Annotated in this window: 25 protein-coding genes and 3 tRNA genes; 22 read left to right on the forward strand and 6 right to left on the reverse strand. The window is 61.9% G+C overall.

Annotation, left to right across the window (positions count from 1 at the left end; genetic code table 11):
- Positions 1 to 119: 119 nt before the first annotated feature.
- Positions 120 to 196: transfer RNA gene (locus AC25ND_RS17140), tRNA-Met, on the reverse strand.
- Between the two features lie 135 nt (positions 197 to 331).
- Positions 332 to 408, reverse strand: a tRNA-Met gene (locus AC25ND_RS17145).
- A gap of 210 nt (positions 409 to 618) precedes the next feature.
- On the opposite strand from AC25ND_RS17145, the gene dinB reads away from it, so the two are divergent.
- A complete protein-coding gene (gene dinB / locus AC25ND_RS17150; protein ID WP_186597759.1) occupies positions 619 to 1,677 on the forward strand; it encodes a DNA polymerase IV in 1,059 nt (352 codons plus the stop codon).
- 31 nt (positions 1,678 to 1,708) lie between these two features.
- On the opposite strand, the gene AC25ND_RS17155 is transcribed toward dinB, so the two are convergent.
- The 3 genes from AC25ND_RS17155 to AC25ND_RS17165 form a co-directional block, all read right to left on the reverse strand.
- Positions 1,709 to 2,662, reverse strand: coding sequence for a hypothetical protein (locus AC25ND_RS17155; RefSeq protein WP_069016693.1), 954 nt, complete (start codon positions 2,660 to 2,662; stop codon positions 1,709 to 1,711).
- A gap of 21 nt (positions 2,663 to 2,683) precedes the next feature.
- Entirely contained in the window at positions 2,684 to 4,399 is a 1,716-nt protein-coding gene (locus tag AC25ND_RS17160; protein WP_186597165.1) for a proline--tRNA ligase, read from the reverse strand.
- A gap of 157 nt (positions 4,400 to 4,556) precedes the next feature.
- Entirely contained in the window at positions 4,557 to 5,873 is a 1,317-nt protein-coding gene (locus tag AC25ND_RS17165; protein ID WP_028690595.1) for an OprD family porin, read from the reverse strand.
- A 761-nt stretch (positions 5,874 to 6,634) separates the two neighbouring features.
- On the opposite strand from AC25ND_RS17165, the gene AC25ND_RS17170 reads away from it, so the two are divergent.
- Both AC25ND_RS17170 and AC25ND_RS17175 read left to right on the forward strand, forming a co-directional pair.
- Positions 6,635 to 7,054 (forward strand): HIT family protein, encoded by a 420-nt coding sequence (locus AC25ND_RS17170; protein WP_182323128.1) that lies wholly within the window; start codon positions 6,635 to 6,637, stop codon positions 7,052 to 7,054.
- 2 nt (positions 7,055 to 7,056) lie between these two features.
- A complete protein-coding gene (locus AC25ND_RS17175) occupies positions 7,057 to 7,269 on the forward strand; it encodes a SlyX family protein (protein ID WP_036986089.1) in 213 nt (70 codons plus the stop codon).
- Positions 7,270 to 7,288: 19 nt separating this feature from the next.
- On the opposite strand, the gene AC25ND_RS17180 is transcribed toward AC25ND_RS17175, so the two are convergent.
- Positions 7,289 to 7,882 carry a cold-shock protein gene (locus tag AC25ND_RS17180; RefSeq protein ID WP_028690592.1) on the reverse strand — a complete coding sequence of 198 codons (594 nt, stop codon included), beginning with the start codon at positions 7,880 to 7,882 and terminating at the stop codon, positions 7,289 to 7,291.
- A 267-nt stretch (positions 7,883 to 8,149) separates the two neighbouring features.
- Here AC25ND_RS17180 and AC25ND_RS17185 point away from each other — a divergent pair, with 267 nt between their 5' ends.
- From AC25ND_RS17185 to AC25ND_RS17275, 19 genes are all read left to right on the forward strand, one after another.
- Positions 8,150 to 8,623: a Dps family protein gene (locus AC25ND_RS17185; protein WP_028690591.1), complete on the forward strand. Its 474-nt coding sequence runs from the start codon at positions 8,150 to 8,152 to the stop codon at positions 8,621 to 8,623.
- Between the two features lie 193 nt (positions 8,624 to 8,816).
- The gene (locus AC25ND_RS17190; RefSeq protein WP_051555674.1) at positions 8,817 to 9,137 is read left to right on the forward strand and encodes a ribbon-helix-helix domain-containing protein; all 321 of its coding nucleotides are present in this window, start codon (positions 8,817 to 8,819) and stop codon (positions 9,135 to 9,137) included.
- Between the two features lie 89 nt (positions 9,138 to 9,226).
- Entirely contained in the window at positions 9,227 to 9,448 is a 222-nt protein-coding gene (locus tag AC25ND_RS17195; RefSeq protein WP_003254776.1) for an FmdB family zinc ribbon protein, read from the forward strand.
- A gap of 94 nt (positions 9,449 to 9,542) precedes the next feature.
- Positions 9,543 to 11,318, forward strand: a complete 1,776-nt coding sequence (gene aspS / locus AC25ND_RS17200) for an aspartate--tRNA ligase (protein WP_028690589.1) — start codon at positions 9,543 to 9,545, stop codon at positions 11,316 to 11,318.
- 110 nt (positions 11,319 to 11,428) lie between these two features.
- Entirely contained in the window at positions 11,429 to 12,181 is a 753-nt protein-coding gene (locus tag AC25ND_RS17205; RefSeq protein WP_186597167.1) for a YebC/PmpR family DNA-binding transcriptional regulator, read from the forward strand.
- 133 nt (positions 12,182 to 12,314) lie between these two features.
- On the forward strand, positions 12,315 to 12,839 hold the full coding sequence (gene ruvC, locus AC25ND_RS17210; RefSeq protein ID WP_028690587.1) for a crossover junction endodeoxyribonuclease RuvC: 525 nt from the start codon (positions 12,315 to 12,317) through the stop codon (positions 12,837 to 12,839).
- 108 nt (positions 12,840 to 12,947) lie between these two features.
- Positions 12,948 to 13,565, forward strand: a complete 618-nt coding sequence (gene ruvA / locus AC25ND_RS17215; RefSeq protein WP_062361237.1) for a Holliday junction branch migration protein RuvA — start codon at positions 12,948 to 12,950, stop codon at positions 13,563 to 13,565.
- Positions 13,562 to 14,608: a Holliday junction branch migration DNA helicase RuvB gene (gene ruvB / locus AC25ND_RS17220; RefSeq protein ID WP_028690586.1), complete on the forward strand. Its 1,047-nt coding sequence runs from the start codon at positions 13,562 to 13,564 to the stop codon at positions 14,606 to 14,608. Before ruvA ends, ruvB begins: the two co-directional genes overlap by 4 nt.
- Positions 14,609 to 14,733: 125 nt before the next feature.
- Entirely contained in the window at positions 14,734 to 15,186 is a 453-nt protein-coding gene (gene ybgC / locus AC25ND_RS17225; protein ID WP_062361235.1) for a tol-pal system-associated acyl-CoA thioesterase, read from the forward strand.
- 2 nt (positions 15,187 to 15,188) lie between these two features.
- A complete protein-coding gene (gene tolQ, locus AC25ND_RS17230) occupies positions 15,189 to 15,884 on the forward strand; it encodes a protein TolQ (RefSeq protein ID WP_028690584.1) in 696 nt (231 codons plus the stop codon).
- A 14-nt stretch (positions 15,885 to 15,898) separates the two neighbouring features.
- Positions 15,899 to 16,351 carry a protein TolR gene (gene tolR, locus AC25ND_RS17235; RefSeq protein WP_011535155.1) on the forward strand — a complete coding sequence of 151 codons (453 nt, stop codon included), beginning with the start codon at positions 15,899 to 15,901 and terminating at the stop codon, positions 16,349 to 16,351.
- Positions 16,351 to 17,427, forward strand: coding sequence for a cell envelope integrity protein TolA (gene tolA, locus AC25ND_RS17240; RefSeq protein WP_186597169.1), 1,077 nt, complete (start codon positions 16,351 to 16,353; stop codon positions 17,425 to 17,427). The genes tolR and tolA overlap by 1 nt, the downstream gene beginning before the upstream one ends.
- A gap of 47 nt (positions 17,428 to 17,474) precedes the next feature.
- Positions 17,475 to 18,725, forward strand: a complete 1,251-nt coding sequence (tolB, locus tag AC25ND_RS17245; protein ID WP_051555667.1) for a Tol-Pal system beta propeller repeat protein TolB — start codon at positions 17,475 to 17,477, stop codon at positions 18,723 to 18,725.
- Between the two features lie 54 nt (positions 18,726 to 18,779).
- Positions 18,780 to 19,277 (forward strand): peptidoglycan-associated lipoprotein Pal, encoded by a 498-nt coding sequence (pal, locus tag AC25ND_RS17250; RefSeq protein ID WP_028690581.1) that lies wholly within the window; start codon positions 18,780 to 18,782, stop codon positions 19,275 to 19,277.
- A gap of 6 nt (positions 19,278 to 19,283) precedes the next feature.
- The gene (gene ybgF / locus AC25ND_RS17255; protein WP_186597171.1) at positions 19,284 to 20,087 is read left to right on the forward strand and encodes a tol-pal system protein YbgF; all 804 of its coding nucleotides are present in this window, start codon (positions 19,284 to 19,286) and stop codon (positions 20,085 to 20,087) included.
- Positions 20,088 to 20,247: 160 nt separating this feature from the next.
- Positions 20,248 to 20,895, forward strand: a complete 648-nt coding sequence (gene queE / locus AC25ND_RS17260; RefSeq protein ID WP_028690579.1) for a 7-carboxy-7-deazaguanine synthase QueE — start codon at positions 20,248 to 20,250, stop codon at positions 20,893 to 20,895.
- A gap of 10 nt (positions 20,896 to 20,905) precedes the next feature.
- The gene (gene queC / locus AC25ND_RS17265) at positions 20,906 to 21,580 is read left to right on the forward strand and encodes a 7-cyano-7-deazaguanine synthase QueC (protein ID WP_028690578.1); all 675 of its coding nucleotides are present in this window, start codon (positions 20,906 to 20,908) and stop codon (positions 21,578 to 21,580) included.
- Positions 21,581 to 21,641: 61 nt separating this feature from the next.
- Positions 21,642 to 21,717, forward strand: a tRNA-Lys gene (locus AC25ND_RS17270).
- Between the two features lie 301 nt (positions 21,718 to 22,018).
- A complete protein-coding gene (locus AC25ND_RS17275; RefSeq protein WP_062361232.1) occupies positions 22,019 to 22,870 on the forward strand; it encodes an STAS domain-containing protein in 852 nt (283 codons plus the stop codon).
- Positions 22,871 to 22,872: the final 2 nt, after the last annotated feature.

Genomic DNA, 22,872 nt, shown 5'->3' on the forward strand with positions numbered 1-22,872 from the left:
GGGGCGCATTATACGGATTGGCCGTGAGTTGTCAAGTGCGTACATTAAGTACAACGTCGGTTGGCTGATCAACAGACAATAAAAAGGCCACTGTCGAAACAGTGGCATTTTTTTGAATCTGGTTGCGGGAGCCGGATTTGAACCGACGACCTTCGGGTTATGAGCCCGACGAGCTACCAGGCTGCTCCATCCCGCGCCTGTGGAATCGAATTCTACGGATTTTGTACTGGGAGTCAAGCGTTACTGTTTGATTTTTCGAATGTTTTTACTGATCGATAATCAAGAGACAATAAAAAAGGCCACTGTCGAAACAGTGGCCTTTTTTTGAATCTGGTTGCGGGAGCCGGATTTGAACCGACGACCTTCGGGTTATGAGCCCGACGAGCTACCAGGCTGCTCCATCCCGCGCCTGTGAGATCGAATTCTACGGATTTCCTTTCCGGTGTCAAGCATTAATTCAAAAAAATCCTTTTTTGTTCAAACCCTTAGCGTCTCAAATCGGCACGCGGCTCAGTCGCGACGGGGCTTGCAGGCCGATCGTCCCGCGCAGGCTGTTTCGTGGCAGGGGCATGGGATACTATCTGTATGAATTTACAGTAGTGGCTGTCGTCCATGTCCCTGCGCAAGATCATCCACATTGATTGTGACTGTTTCTACGCCGCCATCGAGATGCGTGACGACCCGCGCCTGGTCGGTCGACCCATGGCGGTGGGCGGGCAGCCTGGGCAGCGCGGGGTGATTGCCACCTGCAACTATGAGGCGCGCGCCTACGGGGTTCGTTCGGCGATGGCGTCCGGGCATGCCCTGAAGCTGTGTCCGGACCTGGAGATCGTCAAGCCGCGCTTCGAGGCCTACCGCGAGGCGTCGCGGGAGATCCATACGATCTTTCGCGACTACACCGAGTTGATCGAGCCGCTGTCCCTGGACGAGGCCTACCTGGATGTCAGTGACAGCCAATGGTTCGCCGGCAGCGCCACACGGATTGCCGAGGACATTCGCCGTCGGGTGGCCCGGCAGTTGCACATCACGGTTTCTGCCGGTGTGGCGCCGAACAAGTTCCTGGCCAAGATTGCCAGTGACTGGCGCAAGCCCAACGGCCTGTTTGTCATTACCCCGGACCAGGTGGAGGCGTTCGTTGCCCATCTGCCGGTGGCGCGCTTGCATGGGGTTGGCAAGGTGACAGCGGACAAGCTTTCGCGGCTGGGGATCGATACCTGCCTGTCGCTGCGCGACTGGTCGCGGCTGGCGTTGGTTCGCGAGTTCGGCAGTTTCGGCGAGCGCTTGTGGGGGCTGGCGCGGGGGATCGACGAGCGTGCGGTGCAGAACGATAGCCGGCGGCAGTCAGTCAGCGTCGAGAACACCTATGACCATGACCTGCCCGACTTGAACAGTTGCCTGGATAGACTGCCGGAGTTGCTGGCCAGCCTGAACGAGCGGATTGCGCGGATGGACAGCAGCTATCGGCCCGACAAGCCCTTCGTCAAGGTCAAGTTCCATGACTTCAGCCAGACCACCCTGGAGCAGGCGGGGGCGGGGAGGGACCTGGAAAGTTACCGGCAGTTGCTGAGCCAGGCGTTTGCCCGGGGTTGCAAGCCGGTACGTTTGCTGGGCGTTGGGGTGAGGCTGCGCGATCTGCGCGGGGCGCATGAGCAGTTGGAGTTGTTCGCAGATATATAGAAGAAGGGCTGCAAAGCAGCCCTTCTTCGTATTACTGCGCGCCCGGATCGGCCACCAGGCGCCCGGTGGCCTTGGTCAGTGTCTGCAGGAACTCCTGTTGCAGCTCCGGATCGTTGCGGGTCAGCTCGATCAGGCTCTGCTCCAGTTCACTGGCTTCTTCTTCCAGACCCAGTTCCGACAGGCGCTTCACCCGGTGGACCCACTGACCGACATCATCGTCCTCGAGATCGTCGAAGATCAGCTCATGGGCCTCGAGCAGCTTGCCCCGCAGGTTGCCGCTGACCAGCAGGCTGGCATCGCCGCGCACCTGGTTGTCCTCGTCGACCACCTGCAGGTGCAGGGTGCCGATATGGTTGAGGTTCTGCTCGGAGAACGGGCTATCGAGCAGGTTCAGGCGTAGCACACCGTTCTTGTCGGTGGTCAGCTCGTGAGTCATCTTGCCGGCTTTGACCTCGACCAGACGTTCGTTCCACGGCAGGCTGATGGACTCCTCGCGCTTGCCCTTCTCAACCTCGTCGATACCGGCCAGGTTCTGCTGGGCGCGACCGTTGGACTGCACGTTCATGAACGGGTTGACCCCCGCCAGGCCATAGCTGAGCCAGTCGTGGGTGACGCTGTCCGGCAGGTTGCCCAGGGCGAACACGTTGACCACGTTGGCACCAACGCCGGCCACCACCGCCACCGCGCCCAGCGGGATCTCGTAGATCTCCCGCCAGGGTTGGTAGGGGGTGTAGCGGTCGTAGCGGCGGGTCACCTCGAACTCGGTGACCTCGAAGCGCTTGAGCTCATGGATGCGTACACGTCGTTGCGGAAGCTCCATCACCTTCGGCTCGCCGACATCGATCTGCAGACTGTGCTCGAGCAGTTTGCGCTCGACGCGCTCCTCATGATCGCTGCGCTGGGACATCTGGTTGGCGCAGCCGCCGAGGAGCAGGGCGCCGCACAGTGCGGCGCCCCCCAGGGTGTAGGTACTTCGCTTGGACATGATCACTCGCGTAACGGGTTATCAGCGGCGGATGCGGGCCTGCAGGAAGGTCAGCACGTCCGAGAGCGGCAGTGCCTGGGCCTCCGATTCGGTGCGGTGCTTGTACTCCAGGTTGCCTTCGGCAAGGCCCCGGTCGCTGACGACGATGCGGTGCGGAATGCCGATCAGCTCCATGTCGGCGAACTTGATGCCGGGGCTGGTCTTCTTGTCGCGGTCGTCCAGCAGTACCTCGTAGCCGGCGGCGGTCAGTTCGGCATACAGCTTGTCGGTGGCTTCGCGGACTACGTCGGTTTCGTAGCGCAGCGGTACCAGGGCGATCTGGAACGGGGCCAGGGCGTCGTTCCAGATGATGCCTTTTTCGTCATAGCTCTGCTCGATGGCGGCGGCAACCACGCGGGACACGCCGATGCCGTAGCAGCCCATGGACAGCACCACAGGCTTGCCGTTCTCACCCAGTACCTGGCACTTGAGCGCCTCGCTGTACTTGGTGCCGAGCTGGAAGATGTGGCCGACTTCGATGCCGCGCTTGATCACCAGGGTACCCTGGCCGTCCGGGCTCGGGTCGCCCTCGACCACGTTGCGCAGGTCGGCGACCTGTGGAACCGGCAGGTCGCGCTCCCAGTTGACGCCGAAGTAGTGCTTGTCGTCGATGTTGGCGCCGATGCCGAAGTCGCTCATCAGGGCGACCGAGCGGTCGATGATGCACTCCAGCGGCAGGTTCAGCGGGCCGAGGGAGCCTGCGCCGGCACCGATGGCGGCGCGCAGCTCGGCGTCGGAAGCCATCACCAGCGGATCGGCGACCTGTTCCAGCTTGGCGGCCTTGATCTCGTTGAGTTCGTGGTCGCCACGGACGATCAGGGCGACCAGCTTGCCTTCCTCGGCGCCGTGCACGATCAGGGTCTTGACGGTCTTCTCGATCGCCAGGCCAAAGTTTTCCACCAGTTCGGCGATGGTCTTGGCGTTCGGGGTGTCGACCAGGCGCAGCTCTTCGGTCGGCGCCGGACGCACGGTTTCGCGCGGGATGGCCTCGGCCTTCTCGATGTTGGCGGCGTAGTCGGAGGTGTCGCTGAAGATCACGTCGTCCTCGCCGGAGGAGGCGAGCACGTGGAACTCGTGGGAGTAGCTGCCACCGATGGAACCGGTATCGGCCTGCACCGGACGGAAGTCCAGGCCCAGGCGGGTGAAGATGTTGGAGTACGCCAGGTGCATGCGGTCGTAGGTTTCCTGCAGGGAAGCCTGGTCGGCATGGAAGGAGTAGGCGTCCTTCATGATGAACTCGCGGCCGCGCATCAGGCCGAAGCGCGGACGGATCTCGTCACGGAACTTGGTCTGGATCTGGTACATGTTCAGCGGCAACTGCTTGTAGCTGGACAGCTCGTTGCGCGCTAGGTCGGTGATGACCTCTTCATGGGTCGGGCCGACGCAGAATTCGCGCTGGTGGCGATCCTTCAGGCGCAGCAGCTCGGGGCCGTATTGCTCCCAGCGGCCGGATTCCTGCCACAGTTCAGCCGGCTGGATGCTCGGCATCAGCACTTCGAGGGCACCGGCGGCGTTCATTTCCTCGCGGACCACGGCTTCGACCTTGCGCATCACCCGCAGGCCCATCGGCAGCCAGGTGTACAGGCCAGAGGCCAGTTTGCGGATCATGCCGGCACGCAGCATGAGCTGGTGGCTGATGACCACTGCATCGGCAGGGGTTTCTTTCTGGGTGGCGAGCAAATATTGACTGGTGCGCATGGTGGGCCGTGTCGATTGCCTGAATGTGAAATGACCCCGCATTGTACGGGGGCGAAACGAAAGCGTACAGAATGCAGCAGTCAGGCTTTTCTGTCAGCCAGGAAAAAGCCCGGCGATTGCCGGGCTTTTTCATTCGCAGAGCGATGCAAGCAAGGGCTTACAGGATGCTCAGCGGGTACTCGACGATCAGGCGCAGTTCGTCCAGCGACGGGGAACCATAGTAGACACCGTCGGCGGAGCGGTAGGTGGCTTGGCGCACGCGGAAGCTCAGGTCTTTGGCCGGGCCTTCCTGGAGTACGTACTTGATGTCGATGTCGCGTTCCCATTCCTTGCCGTTGGTGGTGCCGGCGACGTTGGCGTCGCTGCCGCGGGCGTAACGGGTCATGAAGGTCAGGCCTGGAATGCCGTACTCGGCAAAGTTCAGGTCGTAACGTGCCTGCCAGGACTTCTCGTCTTCGGCGTTGAAGTCGGAGCGGGCGATGGAGTTGGCCAGGAACACGGTGCCGCCGCCGTCGATGCCGTAAGCGTAGTCGCCATCACCGGTGACCTTCTGGTAGGCGAGGGTGAAGGTGTGCGCGCCTACGTTATAGGCGGCCGAGAGGCTGAAGGCTCGGTTGTCGAGCTTGTCGCCATCGAACGCCTTGACGTTGGCGGCGCCGCTGCTCTTGGTGTCGTAGATGTTGAAGTCGAATACCAGGCCTTGTTTATCGGACAGCGGTACTGCCCAGTTCACGTTGGCGTAGTATTTGCGCCAGTAGTCTTCGACTTTGGAGTAGTAGAGGCTGGTGCTCAGGCCGTCGGTGATGGCATAGGTGCCGCCGAAGATGTTCGCTTCGGTCAGGCCGCCGTTCTTGATGCCGGCATCGTTGCGTCCGCGGATACTGTCCTTGTAGCTCTGGGCTTGTGCGTCGAGGCGAGTGAAGTGACCCGCGTTGAGCTCAAGGCCTTCGATCTCCTTGCTGGTCAGCAGGAAGCCCTCGGCGGCTTCAGGCAGCAGACGGCTATCGTCAGTGGCGAAGACTGGCAGTGCAGTAAACTGACCGCCGAATTTCAGCACGGTGTTGGAGATGCGAGCTTTTACCGCGCCGTAGCCCTTGGAGTAGCTATCTTCCGGGCGGCCTTCGGAGTCGACCGGGAACAAGCCGGTGTTGGTGGTTCCGCGGCCGCCATCCAATTTGATGCCCAGCAGGCCGATGGCGTCGACGCCGACGCCAACGGTGCCTTGGGTGAAGCCGGATTCGAAGGTGCCAATGAAGCCTTGGCCCCATTCGGCTTGACGGCTCTGGCGGTCACCTGTCTCCGGGTCACGGTCATCGTTGCGACGGTCGCGGCTGAAATACAGGTTGCGCATTTTCACGTTCAGCGTGCTGTCATCGACGAAACCCTTGGACTCGTCCTGCGAAGAGGCGACAGCCAGTTGCGAAGTCCCTGCCGCTACGGCCAGGGCGATCATGCTCCACTTCATCACGCGCATCGTGATTTGCTCCTTTGGTTTTTAGGAAGAGTACCGCCGCACCCGGGTATTTTAGTTATGGGGCCGGCTCTTTCTTGTTATGTCGGCGAAAATGTATATCACGCGGACTATTCTTGGCGATATGGGCAGAAACAACCTTTCGGTAACTTTATGGCCATGTCGCTGTTGGTTGTCTCCATGTCGCAAATCACGCCTGTCATATAAGGGCGTACAACTCCAGCGCTGTCTCGAAACCGTCATTTTTGTATAAATACAAAGTACGGCTTGTGAAACTCCCTGGTTTATCCGATGCCGCTGTTGTTATTTGTCGCGTCCACCCTACAATGCAGGGGTCGTGCCGACTTGGCGTGAAACGAATGCAACAAGCGTGCTCAAAATCACGAACGCTTGATGAAATTTTCACATTTGCCTTGAGCGGGGCTGGGAAACCTCCGCAAACACGGGGCGCGACCGGTTCGTCGGTGGGTCGCGATCCCTCCTTGTGTTTGCTTGTGAAGCTGCCTTCCAAGTCAAGGTGTTACCGCCGATTGTTTATCCTGGCTGTTTTATGTGAAGGATGTGTGGCGAAGGTCTGGCGAGCGGCATCATTTTGGTGCGAAAAGTAGCGCAGTGTTACCGAAGCAGGGCGTTGATGTTGTCATTCGCGTGCCACAAATGCCCAGGATCGACGTCGACGGGTGTGGCAGCGGTCGAAGCGGAGTATCCTTGCGCGCCTGTGCCCGACCGCTCGGAAGGGCTGAATCGCTTTAAGGAGGTTTGCCGTGTTCACCCTCGATTCGCGTCTGCAGGAGGATTCCCTGGTGCTGGGCGACCTGCCGCTGTGCCGCCTGCTGCTGAGCAAGGATGCCAACTACCCTTGGTTCATTCTGGTGCCGCGTCGCGCCGATATCACCGAATTGTTCGAGCTCGAGGAAGCGGACCAGCAGCAACTGTGGGTCGAGACCACCGCCCTGGCCGAAGCGCTGAAGGATGCTTTTGCCGCCGACAAGATGAATGTCGCGGCGTTGGGTAACGTGGTCAGCCAGTTGCACATGCATGTGATCGTGCGCCGCCAGGGTGATGCTGCCTGGCCTGCCCCGGTTTGGGGCAAGGTGCCGGCCATCGGCTACACCGAGGAACAGATCGACGGCATTCGCCAGCACGTGCGTGCGCTGCTGGGCGAAAGCTTCAAGGGGGCTTGAGGATGTCGCAGGAGTTGGAAATGCGCATGGTCGAACTGGAGACCCGTCAGGCGTTCCAGGACGACAGCTTGCAGGCGCTCAATGATGTGATTGTCGAGCAAAGTCGAGTGATCGAACGCTTGCAATTGCAGATGGCGGAGCTGATCAAGCGCTACGAGGAAATGGCCGGCCAGCAGGGCGGCGGGGAAGAAGAAGCGCCGCCGCCTCATTATTGAGCGCGGCGGCGGCAAAGGGTCAGCGGCGGGCGACGGCGACCACGTCTTCGGCCTGCAGGCCCTTGTCGCGGTGCATCACCGAGAACTCCACGCGCTGGCCTTCGACCAGCACCCGGTGGCCTTCGCCACGGATGGCGCGAAAGTGCACGAAGATATCGTCACCGGAGTCGCGGGAGATGAAGCCGAAGCCCTTGGAGGTGTTGAACCACTTCACGGTGCCGGTATCGCGATTGCCGGCGTCATGCGAAGTGCCTTGGGTGGAGCGGGCCTTTCGCGTGCCGCGAACGAAGCCGGCAATCAGGTGCAGGGCGCAGGCCAGGACAGCACAGGCCAGGGCTGGCAGGTTGCCCAGCTCCGGACGGGCCAGCAGGGTGACGGTCTGCAGCACCACAGCCAGCACCAGCAGCAGGCTGGCGGCGTGTTGCAATTGCTGGCGCATGCCTTTGTAGTACTGCGGCAGTACCGGGGCAATGACCAGGTTGAGCAGCCCGAGCAGCGCCAGGTAGACGGCCTCGGGTTGTTGCAGGAAGGGTGTTGCGTCAGCTTTCAGGCTGGGTATGAGCGATAGCAGCAACGCCGCCAGGCCCGTCACCAGATGGACGATCTTGAACATTGGTTTGGCTCACATTGATAAGGCCGATCACAGGATGAGCTGGTCGCACGGTGCGCGTGAACGGTAGGCGCGAAAACGTGGCGGGCCAGCCTATGCACCCGGCACTGACAATCCGCACGGGTGGCACACTGCCTATTTAACAGCAAAGGCGCAGGCTTCTCAAACCGGTTGGCACGGGCGGCCCTGTGCCGCATGCGCCGGGCGGCAACTCTTGTTAGAGTGTTTGCTGCCCGCTTGATGATCAAGCCTTATGGAAAGGGGAGCTTCATGGCAATCGATATCGGTATCAGTGAAGAAGATCGCAAGTCCATCGTCGATGGGTTGTCCCGCCTGTTGTCGGATACCTATGTGCTGTATCTGAAAACCCATAACTTCCATTGGAACGTCACCGGTCCGTCGTTCCGTACTCTGCACCTGATGTTCGAGGAGCAATACAACGAGCTGGCCCTGGCGGTCGATTCGATTGCCGAGCGTATTCGTGCCCTGGGCTTCCCGGCACCGGGTTCCTACGCCTTCTATGCCCGCCACTCCTCCATCAAGGAAGAGGAGGGGGTGCCGCCTGCCGAGGAAATGATCCGCCAACTGGTGCAGGGGCAGGAGGCGGTGGTGCGCACCGCGCGCAGCATCTTCCCGGTGGTGGACAAGGTCAGTGATGAGCCGACCGCCGACCTGCTGACCCAGCGCATGCAGGTCCACGAGAAAACGGCGTGGATGTTGCGGGTCCTGCTCGACGGGAACTGATTGCCGGTTGCTTGTCGTTCTGCCGAATGCACCCGGGCCCGATACCGTTCGGCGGTATCGGGCCCGGGTGTTTGTGGGGAAGGCTTTGCCGCTGCTATCGGCCTGGTGGGTGGCGCTTCATGACAGTCATGGACCCGTTTGCTGACGAACGGGGTGTGTTTCGTGACGATGGGGCGGTGCGATGGGCGATCCGATGCGTGGTATCGATGGCAATGCAAGGCAGGGGGGAGGCAGTCCCCGGATTGATCCGTTCAGGCGGGATTTCGACATGGCCCAGGCCGGCCCCGTGTCACGCTCGGTGCGGCTCAACGGCTTTGCCACCTGCCTGCGCCTGGAAGTGGTGTACTGGCGCATCCTGGAGCGCATCGCCCAGGCCAACCGCTGTTCGGTGAGCGCCGTGCTGTCCTATGTGGATCGTGAGGTGCACCTGCGTCATGGTGGGGTGCGCAATTTCAGCGGCTTGGTCAGGGTGATCTGTGTCGCCTGGCTGCAGGAAGCGCGGGACGCGCACTGATCGCCGGGCTGCGCTGCTCTTCTTTACCATATATAATCCCGCTCTTTGCTGCCCTGGGCAGCGTGCGATGTGGTTGACGAGAGACACCCATGCCCCTGTATGACTATCAATGTGCATCCTGCGAACACCGAATGGAGGTGTTGCAGAAGATCAGTGCCGCGCCGCTGACCGATTGCCCGGCGTGTCAGGCGCCGGCATTGAAGAAGCTGCTGTCGGTCCCCGGCTTTCGCCTGAGTGGCAACGGCTGGTACGAGACCGACTTCAAGACCGGGGCAAAAAAGAATCTGGCAGGCGGCGACAAGGCCGACTGAGTTGAATTGCACCCGCCGGGTCTTGCAGTATTAGCCCCTTGGGCGGCCAAGACCTCCACCGAACACACGAATCACGAGAAGCGAAACCACGATCATGATGCGCAGCCATTATTGCGGCCAACTGAACGAGTCCCTGGACGGCCAGGAAGTCACCCTTTGCGGCTGGGTCCATCGTCGCCGCGACCACGGCGGGGTGATTTTCCTCGATATCCGTGACCGCGAAGGCATGGCCCAGGTCGTGTTCGACCCGGATCGCGCCGAAACCTTCGCCGCCGCCGACCGCGTGCGCAGCGAATATGTCGTGCAGATCACCGGCAAGGTGCGCAAGCGCCCAGAAGGCGCGGTGAACGCCAACATGGCCTCGGGCGCCATCGAGATCCTCGGCTACCAGCTGAACGTGCTCAACGAAGCGGAAACCCCGCCGTTCCCGCTGAACGAATACTCCGACGTCGGCGAGGAAACCCGCCTGCGCTACCGCTTCATCGACCTGCGCCGTCCGGAAATGGCCGACAAGCTGCGCCTGCGTTCGCGCATCACCAGCAGCATCCGTCGCTTCCTCGACGAGAACGGCTTCCTTGATGTCGAAACACCGATCCTGACCCGCGCCACCCCTGAGGGCGCGCGCGACTACCTGGTGCCGAGCCGCACCCACGCTGGCAGCTTCTTCGCCCTGCCGCAGTCGCCGCAACTGTTCAAGCAGCTGCTGATGGTCGCCGGCTTCGACCGCTACTACCAGATCGCCAAGTGCTTCCGCGACGAAGACCTGCGCGCCGACCGCCAGCCGGAATTCACCCAGATCGACATCGAGACCAGCTTCCTCGACGAGTCCGAGATCATGGGCCTGACCGAAAGCATGATCCGCAAGCTGTTCAAGGAAGTGCTGGACCTGGAGTTCGGTGAATTCCCGCACATGACCTTCGAAGAAGCCATGCGCCGCTACGGTTCCGACAAGCCGGACCTGCGTATTCCGCTGGAGCTGGTGGACGTCGCTGACCAGCTGAAAGACGTCGACTTCAAGGTCTTCGCCGGCCCTGCCAACGATCCGAAGTGCCGCGTCACCGCCCTGCGCCTGCCAGGCGGCGCCAGCATGCCGCGCAGCAAGATCGATGAGTACACCAAGTTCGTCGGCATCTACGGTGCCAAGGGCCTGGCCTACATCAAGGTCAACGAGCGCGCCAAGGGTGTCGAGGGTCTGCAGTCGCCGATCGTCAAGAACATCCCCGAGGCCAACCTCAACAACATCCTCGACCGCGTGGGTGCCGTGGATGGCGACATCGTGTTCTTCGGTGCCGACAAGTTCAAGATCGTCAGCGAGGCCCTGGGCGCGCTGCGTATCCGTCTGGGCCACGACTTCGAGCTGCTGACCTGCGAGTGGGCGCCGATGTGGGTCGTCGACTTCCCGATGTTCGAAGAGAACGAAGACGGCAGCTTCACCGCGCTGCACCACCCGTTCACCGCGCCGAAGTGCACCCCTGAAGAGCTGGAGGCCAACCCGGCCACCGCGCTGTCGCGTGCCTACGACATGGTCCTGAACGGCACCGAGCTGGGTGGCGGTTCGATTCGTATCCACCGTAAAGAGATGCAGCAAGCGGTCTTCCGCCTGCTGGGTATCGAAGCGGCAGAACAGGAAGAGAAGTTCGGCTTCCTGCTCGACGCCCTGAAGTTCGGCGCACCACCTCACGGTGGCCTGGCCTTCGGCCTGGATCGCCTGGTCATGCTGATGACCGGCGCCCAGTCGATCCGTGAAGTGATCGCCTTCCCGAAAACCCAGAGCGCCGCCTGCGTCATGACCCAGGCCCCAGGCATGGTCGACGCCAAGGCCCTGCGTGAACTGCACATCCGTCTGCGCGAGCAGACCAAGGTCGAGTGATCGACCGGGGTGCCCCGGCAACGGGGTGCCCCCGCGCTTGAGGCGCAGGATTTTTCACGTTCCGCCCTTCGGGGCGGAACCTGTTTCTGTTTCAAGGATTCGGAGTCGTTATGGCTGGTCATTCCAAGTGGGCGAACATCAAGCACCGCAAAGAGCGCCAGGATGCCAAGAGAGGCAAGGTCTTCACCAAGTGGATCCGCGAACTGACCGTCGCGGCCAAGCAGGGCGGTCCTGACCCGGCCTCCAACCCGCGGCTGCGCCTGGCGCTGGACAAGGCCCTGGGGGCCAACATGAGCCGCGATATCATCGATCGCGCCGTGGCCCGTGGTGCCGGCACCAACGAAAGCGACAACGTCGAAGAGCTGAGCTACGAGGGCTACGGCCCGGGCGGCGTGGCGATCATGGTCGAGGCCATGACCGACAACCGCAACCGTACCGCCGCCGCCGTGCGTCATGCCTTCACCAAGTGCGGTGGCAACCTGGGCACCGACGGCTCGGTGGCCTACCTGTTCGAGCGCAAGGGGCAGATCAGCTTCGCCGCCGAGCTTACGGTCGACGAGGACGCGCTGATGGAAGCCGCGATGGAGGCCGACGCCGATGACGTGGTGGCCAACGACGATGGCTCCTTCGAGGTGTTCACTTCGTTCAACAGTTTCTATGCCGTGCGCAATGCGCTCGAAGAGGCTGGCTTCAAGGCCTCGGACGCCGAGATCGTGATGCAGCCGACCACCAGTGCCGAGCTGGACAAGGACGGCGCGGAGAAGGTGCTCAAGCTGATCGACATGCTCGAGGACCTGGACGACGTGCAGAACGTCTACTCCAATGCACAGATCTCCGATGAGATCATGGAAACGCTGGGCTGATCGTTTCGGCTATCGGCTTGATCGCGGGGCAAGCCCGCTCCCACAAGACGTGCGCCAGATGGCGGTGTAGTTTTTGTGGGGGCGGGCTTGTCCTGCGATATGGCCGGCAAATTCGCACATCTTTGTAGGCGTTATGACTCTCATTCTTGGTATCGACCCTGGCTCGCGCATCACCGGCTTCGGCGTGGTCCGCCAGACCGCCCGTGGCTGCGAGTACGTGGCGTCGGGTTGTATCCGCACCGGCGGCGGCGAGCTGCACGAGCGCCTGCAGATCGTCTTTCGCGGGGTGAGCGAGATCATCCGCGAGCATGGCCCGGTGACCATGGGCATCGAGCGGGTGTTCATGGCGCGCAACGCCGATTCGGCGCTCAAACTGGGCCAGGCCCGGGGCGCGGCCATCGTCGCTGCGGCCGAGGCCGGCCTGGAGATCGCCGAGTACACCGCAAGCCAGGTCAAGCAGGCCGTTGCCGGCACCGGCGGGGCCAATAAAGAGCAGGTGATGATGATGGTCATGCACCTGCTCAAGCTGACCCAGAAACCGCAGATCGACGCCTCCGACGCCCTGGCCATCGCCCTGTGCCACGCCCATACCCGTTCCAGCCTGATTCCCCATGGGTTGGCGACAGCGCGGCGGCGTGGCGGGCGCTTGCGTCTGTAACCGCTTCATGCGCTGATACACATTTTGTCCGGGGGGCGCGCGCTCCCGGCGCATTTGCTGATAGGGTGGACCGGTTTTCGACCGGCGCCCGAGAGGAAGGAACGGAACGTGATTGGACGTTTGCGTGGCACCCTGGCGGAAAAACAGCCGCCGCACCTGATTATCGACGTCAACGGCGTAGGCTATGAGCTGGAAGTGCCGATGACTACCCTGTACCGCCTGCCCAAGGTCGGCGAGCCAGTGACCGTGCACACCCACCTGGTGGTGCGCGAAGATGCCCACCTGCTCTATGGTTTTGCCGAAAAGCGCGAGCGCGAGCTGTTCCGCGAGCTGATCCGTCTCAACGGCGTGGGGCCGAAGCTGGCGCTGGCGCTGATGTCCGGCCTGGAAGTGGACGAGCTGGTGCGCTGTGTGCAGGCCCAGGACGCCTCGGTCCTGGTGCGCGTGCCCGGCGTCGGCAAGAAAACCGCCGAGCGCCTGCTGGTCGAGCTCAAGGATCGCTTCAAGGCGTGGGAAACCTCCCCGGCGATGTTCACCTTGGTCTCCGACGGCCCGCTGCCGGTGGCCAGCGAGTCCTCGGCCGAGGCCGACGCGGTCAGCGCCCTGGTCTCCCTGGGCTACAAGCCACAGGAAGCGAGCAAGGCGATTGCCGCGATCAAGGACAAGGCTGGCCTTGGCAGCGAGGAACTGATCCGTCGCAGCCTTAAAGGGATGATTGCCAAGTGATCGAGACCGACCGCCTGATCGCCGCCAGTGGCCGCGACCGTGAAGAAGTCCAGGACCGCGCGATCCGCCCGCTGCGCCTGGACGAATACATCGGCCAGCCGGTGGTGCGCGAGCAGATGGCGCTATTCATCCAGGCCGCGCGCGGGCGCAACGAATCCCTCGACCATACCCTGATCTTCGGCCCGCCAGGCCTGGGCAAGACCACCCTGGCCAACATCATCGCCCAGGAGATGGGCGTGTCGGTCAAGAGCACCTCGGGGCCGATTCTCGAACGCCCGGGTGACCTGGCGGCGATGCTGACCAACCTCGAACCCCATGACGTGCTGTTCATCGACGAGATCCACCGGTTGTCGCCGGTGGTCGAGGAAGTGCTCTACCCGGCAATGGAAGACTTCCAGCTGGACATCATGATCGGCGAAGGCCCCGCCGCGCGCTCGATCAAGCTCGACCTGCCGCCGTTCACCCTGGTCGGCGCCACCACCCGTGCCGGCATGCTGACCAACCCGCTGCGCGACCGTTTCGGCATCGTCCAGCGCCTGGAGTTCTACAGCAACAAGGACCTGGCCACCATCGTCAGCCGTTCGGCCGGCATTCTCGGGCTGCCGATGGACGACAAGGGCGCCTTCGAGATCGCCCGCCGGGCGCGGGGGACGCCACGCATCGCCAATCGCCTGCTGCGGCGGGTGCGCGACTTTGCCGAAGTGCGTGGCAAGGGCGAAATCACCAAGGCGGTCGCGGACATGGCGCTGAACCTGCTGGATGTCGACGAACGTGGCTTTGATCATTCCGACCGCCGTCTGCTGCTGACCATGATCGAGAAGTTCGACGGCGGCCCGGTGGGGCTCGACAACATTGCCGCGGCGATCGGCGAGGAGCGTCACACCATCGAGGACGTGCTCGAGCCCTATCTCATCCAGCAGGGCTACATCATGCGTACTCCGCGAGGCCGCGTGGTGACCCGGCACGCCTACCTGCATTTCGGCCTGAACATCCCCGGGCGCTTCTGCGAAGGTGGTGAATATGCCGCCCAGGACGACATATGACAGATCAAATCGGGTTTTTCGTGGTCCTACCGCTGGCACGGCGCAGGCTCGCTGGCAATACGACATTATCGATGCAAAAACAGTTGCCGGGGCGGATTGGCAAGTTCAGGAGTAACCACTAGAGTATGCGCGCGCAAAATGGGCTGGAACCGTTCGCACACCGTTGTCGCGTCTATTACGAGGATACCGACGCCGGTGGCGTGGTGTATTACGTCAACTACCTCAAGTTCATGGAGCGCGCCCGCACCGAGCGGCTGCGGCACCTTGGGTTCTCCCAGGCCCAGCTGGCGCAGGACAACCTGTTGTTCGTGGTCCATTCCAGCGAGGCGCGCTATCACGCGCCGGCCCGCCTGGACGATGAGCTGCGGGTGACCGCGCAAGTGCTTGAATTGAATCGTGCCAGCCTGCGCTTCGTGCAGCAGGTGTGGCGAACACAGGATGAAGTGCTGCTCTGCGAGGGGCAGTTCCTGGTGGCCGCCGTGCGCGCCGACACTTTCAAACCCCGGGCCATTCCGCCAGAACTGCGCGACGCCTTCCTGGCGGACGGCACGGGTACTCAATCGAACGCAGGAGAATAAGCGTGGAAGCAAACGTCGTCGACCATACCTCCATGTGGAGCCTGGTCGCCAATGCCAGTATCGTGGTTCAGCTGGTGATGCTGACCCTCGTGGCAGCCTCGGTGACCTCTTGGATCATGATCTTCCAGCGCAGCACCATGCTGCGCGCCGGTCGTCGTGCACTGGACGCTTTCGAAGAGCGTTTCTGGTCAGGCATCGACCTGTCCAAGCTCTACCGTCAGGCGGGCAGCAACCCTGATCCGGACTCGGGTGTCGAGCAGGTGTTCCGCGCCGGCTTCAAGGAGTTCTCGCGCCTGCGCCAGCAGCCGGGTGTCGACCCGGACGCGGTCATGGAAGGTGTCGGTCGTGCCATGCGCGTAGCCATCTCCCGCGAGGAAGAGAAGCTTGAGCAGAGCCTGCCGTTCCTGGCCACCGTCGGTTCCACCAGCCCGTACATCGGCCTGTTCGGTACCGTATGGGGCATCATGAACTCGTTCCGCGGCCTGGCCAGCGCCCAGCAGGCTACTTTGGCCACCGTGGCACCCGGCATCGCCGAGGCGCTGGTTGCCACCGCGATCGGCCTGTTCGCCGCGATCCCCGCCGTTATCGCCTACAACCGTTTTGCCGCGCGCAGTGAAGTGCTGATTGGCCGCTACTACACCTTCGCCGATGAGTTCCAGGCGATCCTGCACCGCAAAGTACACACCAGCGAAGAGTGATCAGGTAGAAACCCATGGCCCGAGTTCGCCACAAACGCAAGCCGGTCGCCGAGATGAACGTGGTGCCCTACATCGACGTGATGCTGGTGCTGCTGGTCATCTTCATGGTGACCGCCCCCATGCTCAATCAGGGCGTGAAGGTGGACCTGCCCAAGGTTTCCAGCGAAGCCCTGCCGCAGGACAACAACGTCCAGGTCCTGACCATTTCGATCAAGGCCGACAAGACCTACTACTGGAACCTTGGCAGCGAAGTCGACACCGACAAGCAGATGGACAAGGCCATGACCTTGCCGGAAATGACTGGGGCGGTGACCAAGATCATCGCCGCCGGCCGTGATCAGGGCAAGCAGACCCAGGTCTTCATCCGTGGCGACAAGGCCGTCGACTACGGCGCGGTCATGGGCGCCATGGGCGGGTTGCAGAAGGCCGGTGTCGGTAACGTTGGCCTGATTACCGAGGCGCCCTGATGCAACAGCGAGAGCCATCCGCCTCGGAAAGCTACTTCTGGCCCAGTGTCTGGGCCATTGCGCTGCATGTGCTGGTGTTCGGCATGCTGTTCGTCAGCTTCGCCATGACTCCAGAGCTGCCGCCTGCCAAACCTATCGTCCAGGCCACGCTCTACCAGCTCAAGTCCAAGAGTCAGGCGACTACCCAGACCAATCAGAAGATTGCCGGGGAGGCGAAGAAGACCGCTTCGCGCCAGACCGAGGTCGAGCAGATGGAGCAGAAGAAGGTCGAGCAGGAGGCCGTGAAGGCCGCGGAACAAAAGAAAGCCGACGCCGCTCAAAAGGCCGAGGAGGCTCGCGAAGCCGCCGAGGCGAAGAAGGCTGAGGAGGCCGCCAAGGCCGCCGAGCAGAAGAAAGCCGCCGAGGCCAAGAAAGCCGAGGAAGCGAAGAAGGCCGCTGAAAAGCAACAGGCCGACATCGCCAAGAAGAAGGCTGAGGAAGAGGCCAAGAAGCAGGCCGAGGAAGAAGCCAAGAAACAAGCCGCGGAAGAGGCGAAGAAGAAAGCCGCCGAAGACGCGAAGAAAAAAGCAGCCGAGGACGCCAAGAAGAAAGCGGCGGCCGAGGAGGCGAAGAAGAAGGCAGCTGAAGAGGCCAAGAAAAAGGCCGCGGCAGACGCCCAGAAGAAAAAGGCACAGGAAGCAGCTCGCAAAGCGGCGGAAGACAAGAAGGCCCAGGCGCTCGCCGAGCTGTTGTCCGACACCACCGAGCGGCAGCAGGCGCTGGCCGACGAGCAGGGTGACCAGGTGGCCGGCGACTTCGACGACCTGATTCGCATGCGCGCGGCCGAAGGTTGGGCGCGTCCGCCATCTGCGCGCAAGGGCATGACGGTAGTTCTGCAGATCAACATGCTGCCGGACGGCACCATCACCAACGTGAGTGTGGCCAAGTCCAGCGGCGACGCCCCGTTCGACAGCTCGGCCGTGGCCGCGGTGAAGAACATTGGTCGGTTGACCGAGATGCAGGGCTTGAAGCCGAGCGATTTCAATCCGTATCGTTCATTCAAGATGACATTTACACCTGAGGATCTAGCGTTGTGATTAAACGTCTGAGAGGACTCCTGGTCTTGCTCTGCTGCGTGGCAGGCATGGCCATGGCAGAAGAAAAGAACATCCTGGTCACCAGTGGTAGCGACCGGGCAACTCCCATTGCGGTAGTGCCGTTCGGCGTGCAGGGCGGCAGCGTGCTGCCCGAGGACATGGCTGACATCATCAGCAACGACCTGCGCAACTCCGGTTACTACGGGCCGATTCCGCGGCAGAACATGATCAGCCTGCCTACCCAGGCCAGCGAAGTGATCTTCCGTGACTGGAAAGCCCTGGGCGCCCAGTACGTCATGGTCGGCAACATCGTGCCGGCAGGTGGTCGCCTGCAGGTGAGCTACGCGCTGTTCAACGTCGCCACCGAGCAGCAAGTGCTGACCGGCAGTGTTGCTGGCGGCGTCGACCAGCTGCGCGACATGGCTCACTACATCGCCGATCAGTCGTTCGAAAAGCTCACCGGGATCAAGGGTGCGTTCTCCACCCGCATGCTGTACGTGACCGCCGAGCGTTTCTCGACCAACAACACCCGTTACACCCTGCAGCGTTCGGACTACGATGGTGCCCGTGCAGTGACCCTGTTGCAGTCGCGTGAGCCGATCCTGTCGCCGCGTTTCGCGCCGGATGGCAAGCGTATCGCCTATGTCTCGTTCGAGCAGAAGCGCCCGCGCATATTCATCCAGCACATCGACACCGGCCGCCGCGAGCAGATCACCAACTTCGAAGGCCTGAACGGCGCTCCAGCCTGGTCGCCTGACGGTACCCGTCTGGCGTTCGTGCTGTCGAAGGATGGCAACCCGGACATCTACGTGATGAACGTGGCCTCGCGCCAGATCACTCGCGTGACCGCAGGCCCGGGCATCAATACCGAGCCGTTCTGGGGCAAGGATGGCAACACCCTGTACTTCACCTCCGACCGTGGCGGCAAGCCGCAGATCTATAAACAGTCGATTGGTGGCGGTGGTGCCGAGCGCGTGACCTTCGTTGGCAACTACAACGCCAACCCGAAACTGTCGGCGGACGAGAAGACCCTGGTGATGATCCATCGCCAGCAGGGCTTCACCAACTTCAAGGTGGCCGCTCAGGACCTGCAACGCGGAAGTGTAAAGATTCTCTCCGAGACCAGTCTTGATGAGTCTCCCACTGTTGCGCCAAACGGCACCATGCTAATCTACGCCACCCGCCAGCAGGGCCGGGGAGTCTTGATGCTCGTGTCGCTTAACGGCCGTGTGAGGCTCCCACTTCCTACCGCTCAAGGCGAAGTCAGAGAACCGTCCTGGTCCCCTTACCTGAACTGATTGCGGCGTAACATTTTTTGCTTAACACACTGGGGTTTCATTAGGAGTTTCACGATGGAAATGCTGAAGTTTGGTAAATTCGCTGCGCTGGCTCTGGCCATGGCCGTAGCTGTAGGTTGCTCCTCGAAGGGCGGTGACAACGCTGGTGAAGGCGCTGTTGACCCGAACGCTGGCTACGGTGCCAACACTGGCGCTGTCGACGGCTCCCTGAGCGAAGAAGCCGCCCTGCGCGCAATCACCACCTTCTACTTCGAATACGACAGCTCGGATCTGAAGCCAGAAGCCATGCGCTCCCTGGACGTTCACGCCAAGGACCTGAAAGCCAACGGCAACCGCGTTGTTCTGGAAGGCAACACCGACGAGCGCGGCACCCGCGAGTACAACATGGCTCTGGGTGAGCGTCGTGCCAAGGCCGTTCAGCGCTACCTGGTTCTGCAGGGCGTTTCCCCTGCTCAACTGGAACTGGTTTCCTACGGCGAAGAGCGTCCAGTTGCCACCGGCAACGACGAGCAGTCCTGGGCTCAGAACCGTCGCGTAGAACTGCGTAAGTAAGTTCTTATGCGTATGTGCCGTCGTGCTGTAACCGTCCTCGCACTCAGCCTGCCCCTTTCGGCGTGGGCTGCGGTTCCCGTAGTAGATGACAACGCGGGTGGCTATCCACCTGCGGGTTATGGCACGAGCGGCGCCTATGCCGGAGCAGGGGCTTCGGCCCCTGCTTCTGCAAATGGCCAGCTGTTCATGCAGCTGCAGCAGATGCAGGACCAGATTTCCCGCCAGCAAGGCATCATCGAAGAGTTGCAGAACGATGTGTCGCGCATGAAGCAGGAAAACCTCGAGCGCTACCAGGATCTCGACCGCCGCATCAGCAGCGGTGCCGCGCCTGCCGCGACTCCAGACAATTCCTCCACCGGTGGCGCGAACAACGCAGCCACGGGTGCCGGCGCCAGCGCCGCGCAGCCACCGGCCGCCAGCAGCGAGCCGGGTGATCCGGCGAAAGAGAAGCTGTATTACGACGCCGCTTTCGACCTGATCAAGCAGAAAGACTTCGACAAGGCCAGCCAGGCTTTCAACGCCTTCTTGCGCAAGTACCCCAACAGCCAGTACGCCGGCAATGCCCAGTACTGGCTCGGCGAGGTCAACCTGGCCAAGGGCGACCTGCAAGGCGCCAGCCAGGCCTTCGCCGAAGTCGGCCAGAAGTACCCGAAACACAGCAAGGTGCCGGACTCGCTGTACAAGCTGGCCGATGTCGAGCGCCGCATGGGCCACACCGACAAGGTCAAGGGCATCCTGCAGCAGGTCATCACCCAGTACCCCGGCACTTCCGCCGCACAACTGGCCCAGCGCGACCTGCAGAAGCTCTGAGCGATCCGTTGATGAAGAAACCCGCGCCTGCCGCGGGTTTTTTCGTTAGAATCACGGCCCTTTTTTCGTAAACACGCTGCCGCGGATAACGCCATGTCGAGTCCGCGACAGTGCCTGACGGAGGCGGACAGCCTGTTCAGCTGTCACGCCCGTGGCGAACATGCAAGACACATTACGCATCACCGAAGTGTTTTACTCGTTGCAGGGTGAAACGCGAACGGCCGGGCTGCCCACGGTTTTCGTGCGCCTGACCGGTTGCCCCCTGCGCTGCCAGTACTGTGACAGTGCCTACGCCTTCAGTGGCGGCACTATTCGCACCCTCGATTCGATCCTCGAGCAGGTCGCCGGCTTCAGGCCGCGCTACGTCTGCGTGACCGGCGGCGAGCCGCTGGCCCAGCCCAACGCGTTGCCGTTGCTGCAGCGCCTGTGCGATGCCGGTTATGACGTGTCGTTGGAAACCAGCGGCGCCCTCGACATCAGTGGCGTCGACACCCGGGTCAGCCGTGTGGTTGACCTCAAGACCCCAGGCTCGGAAGAGTCCCATCGCAACCGCTACGAGAACATCGAGCTGCTGACCGGCAACGATCAGGTCAAGTTCGTCATCTGTTCCCGCGAGGACTACGATTGGGCGGTTTCCAAGCTGATTCAGTACAACCTGGCCGAGCGTGCCGGGGAGGTGCTGTTCTCGCCCAGCCACCATCAGGTGAGCGCTACCGACCTGGCCGACTGGATCGTCGCCGACAACCTGCCCGTGCGTTTCCAGCTGCAGTTGCATAAGTTGCTGTGGAACGACGAACCCGGACGTTGAGGAGAAAAACATGACTGACAAACGCGCGGTAATCCTGCTGTCCGGTGGCCTGGACTCGGCCACCGTGGTGGCCATGGCCAAGGCCGACGGCTACCAGTGCTACACCATGAGCTTCGACTACGGCCAGCGCCATCGCGCCGAGCTCAACGCCGCGGCACGGGTGGCCCGTGACCTGGGCGTGGTCGAACACAAGGTGATCGGCCTGAACCTCGACGGCATCGGTGGCTCGGCCCTGACCGACAGCAGCATCGATGTGCCCGAGGCCCCAAGCGAGGGAATTCCGGTCACCTACGTGCCGGCTCGCAACACCGTGTTCCTTTCCCTGGCCCTGGGCTGGGCGGAGGTGCTCGAAGCCCGTGACATCTTCATTGGTGTCAACGCCGTGGACTATTCCGGTTATCCGGACTGCCGCCCGGAATTTGTCGAAGCCTTCGAGCGCATGGCCAACCTGGCCACCAAGGCCGGCGTGCAAGGGCAGGGCTTTTGCATCCAGGCACCGTTGCAGAACCTGAGCAAGGCGCAGATCGTCCAGGCGGGCATTGCCCGTGGCGTGGACTACAGCCTCACCGTTTCCTGCTACCAGGCCGACGACGACGGGCGTGCCTGTGGCAAGTGCGACAGCTGCCGCCTGCGGGCCGACGGCTTCAAGGCGGCCGGTGTAGAGGATCCCACCCGGTATTTTTGAAAAAAGTTGCGATGGGGTGTTGATTTCCTCTGAGAAATCAGTAATATACGCGCCATCCAACGGGTCGTTAGCTCAGTTGGTAGAGCAGTTGGCTTTTAACCAATTGGTCGTAGGTTCGAATCCTACACGACCCACCATATTCTCAACCGTTCCAGTCTGGAATGGTTGATACGAAAAACCCGCCTATAGGCGGGTTTTTTCGTTTCCAGGCCAAATAAGCAAGGACTTGGCGCTTTTTGAGCTTACACGCTCTATTGCGCGTTGCCGCGGAACCCGTTCCTCACTCACTTTTCCTCTGCCCCAAGCCAGGAGCCATGACGCGGTGGCTCATTGCAATTATCTTTTCAAACTCTACAACTATTTGCAGCGCTAAATGTCATTCTTTGCAGGTCGGCTGTTCATGGGGATGCCGGCCTAACCGCATAGGAGCGAACACACATGGCAGCACTGCACGGCAGCACATTGGAAGCCATCAAGCACAACCAGGCGCAGTTGTTGGAGCAATGGACGGCAGCGCTTGAGGCCAATGGCGCTACCCGCAATATCAAGGAACAGACCCTGTTGCAGGAAACCCGCGATTTCCTGCAACTGCTGGTCGATGTCTTGCAGACAGGCAGTGGCAATGACATCGCCATCAGCGACTGGGATGAAACCCGCCGGTTCCTGGAAAAACTCTCGGCCAGCCGCGCCCAACTGGGGCACGACTCGCACCAGGCGGTGTATTTCATCTTCGCCCTCAAGGGGCCGCTGTTCAGCCTGCTGCAAACGCATTTCAGCGACGACCCGGCTCGCTTGGCCGAGCAATTGTGGTTGATCTCCGAGCTGGTCGACACTTTAGGGATGCACACCATCCGCACCTATCAAAAGACCCGCGAAGCGGTTATCAAGCGCCAGCAGGAAGAGCTGCTGGAGTTGTCCACTCCGGTGGTCAAGCTGTGGGATGGCGTGCTGGCCCTGCCGCTGATTGGCACGCTCGATTCGCAGCGTAGCCAGACGGTGATGGAGTCGTTGTTGCAACGTATCGTCGACACCGGCTCGGAAATCGCCATCATCGACATCACCGGTGTGCCGACTGTCGATACCCTGGTCGCCCAGCATCTGCTCAAGACCGTCACCGCCATCCGGCTGATGGGCGCCGACTGCATCATCAGCGGGGTGCGCCCGCAGATCGCGCAGACCATCGTGCACCTGGGGTTGGACCTGGGCACCCTGACTACCAAGGCTAACCTCGCTGATGCGCTGAAGCTCGCGCTCAAGCGCCTGGGTGTGAACCTGGGCGAGCAGGCCTGAGC

The sequence above is a fragment of the Pseudomonas sp. P110(2024) genome, from assembly GCF_057480795.1.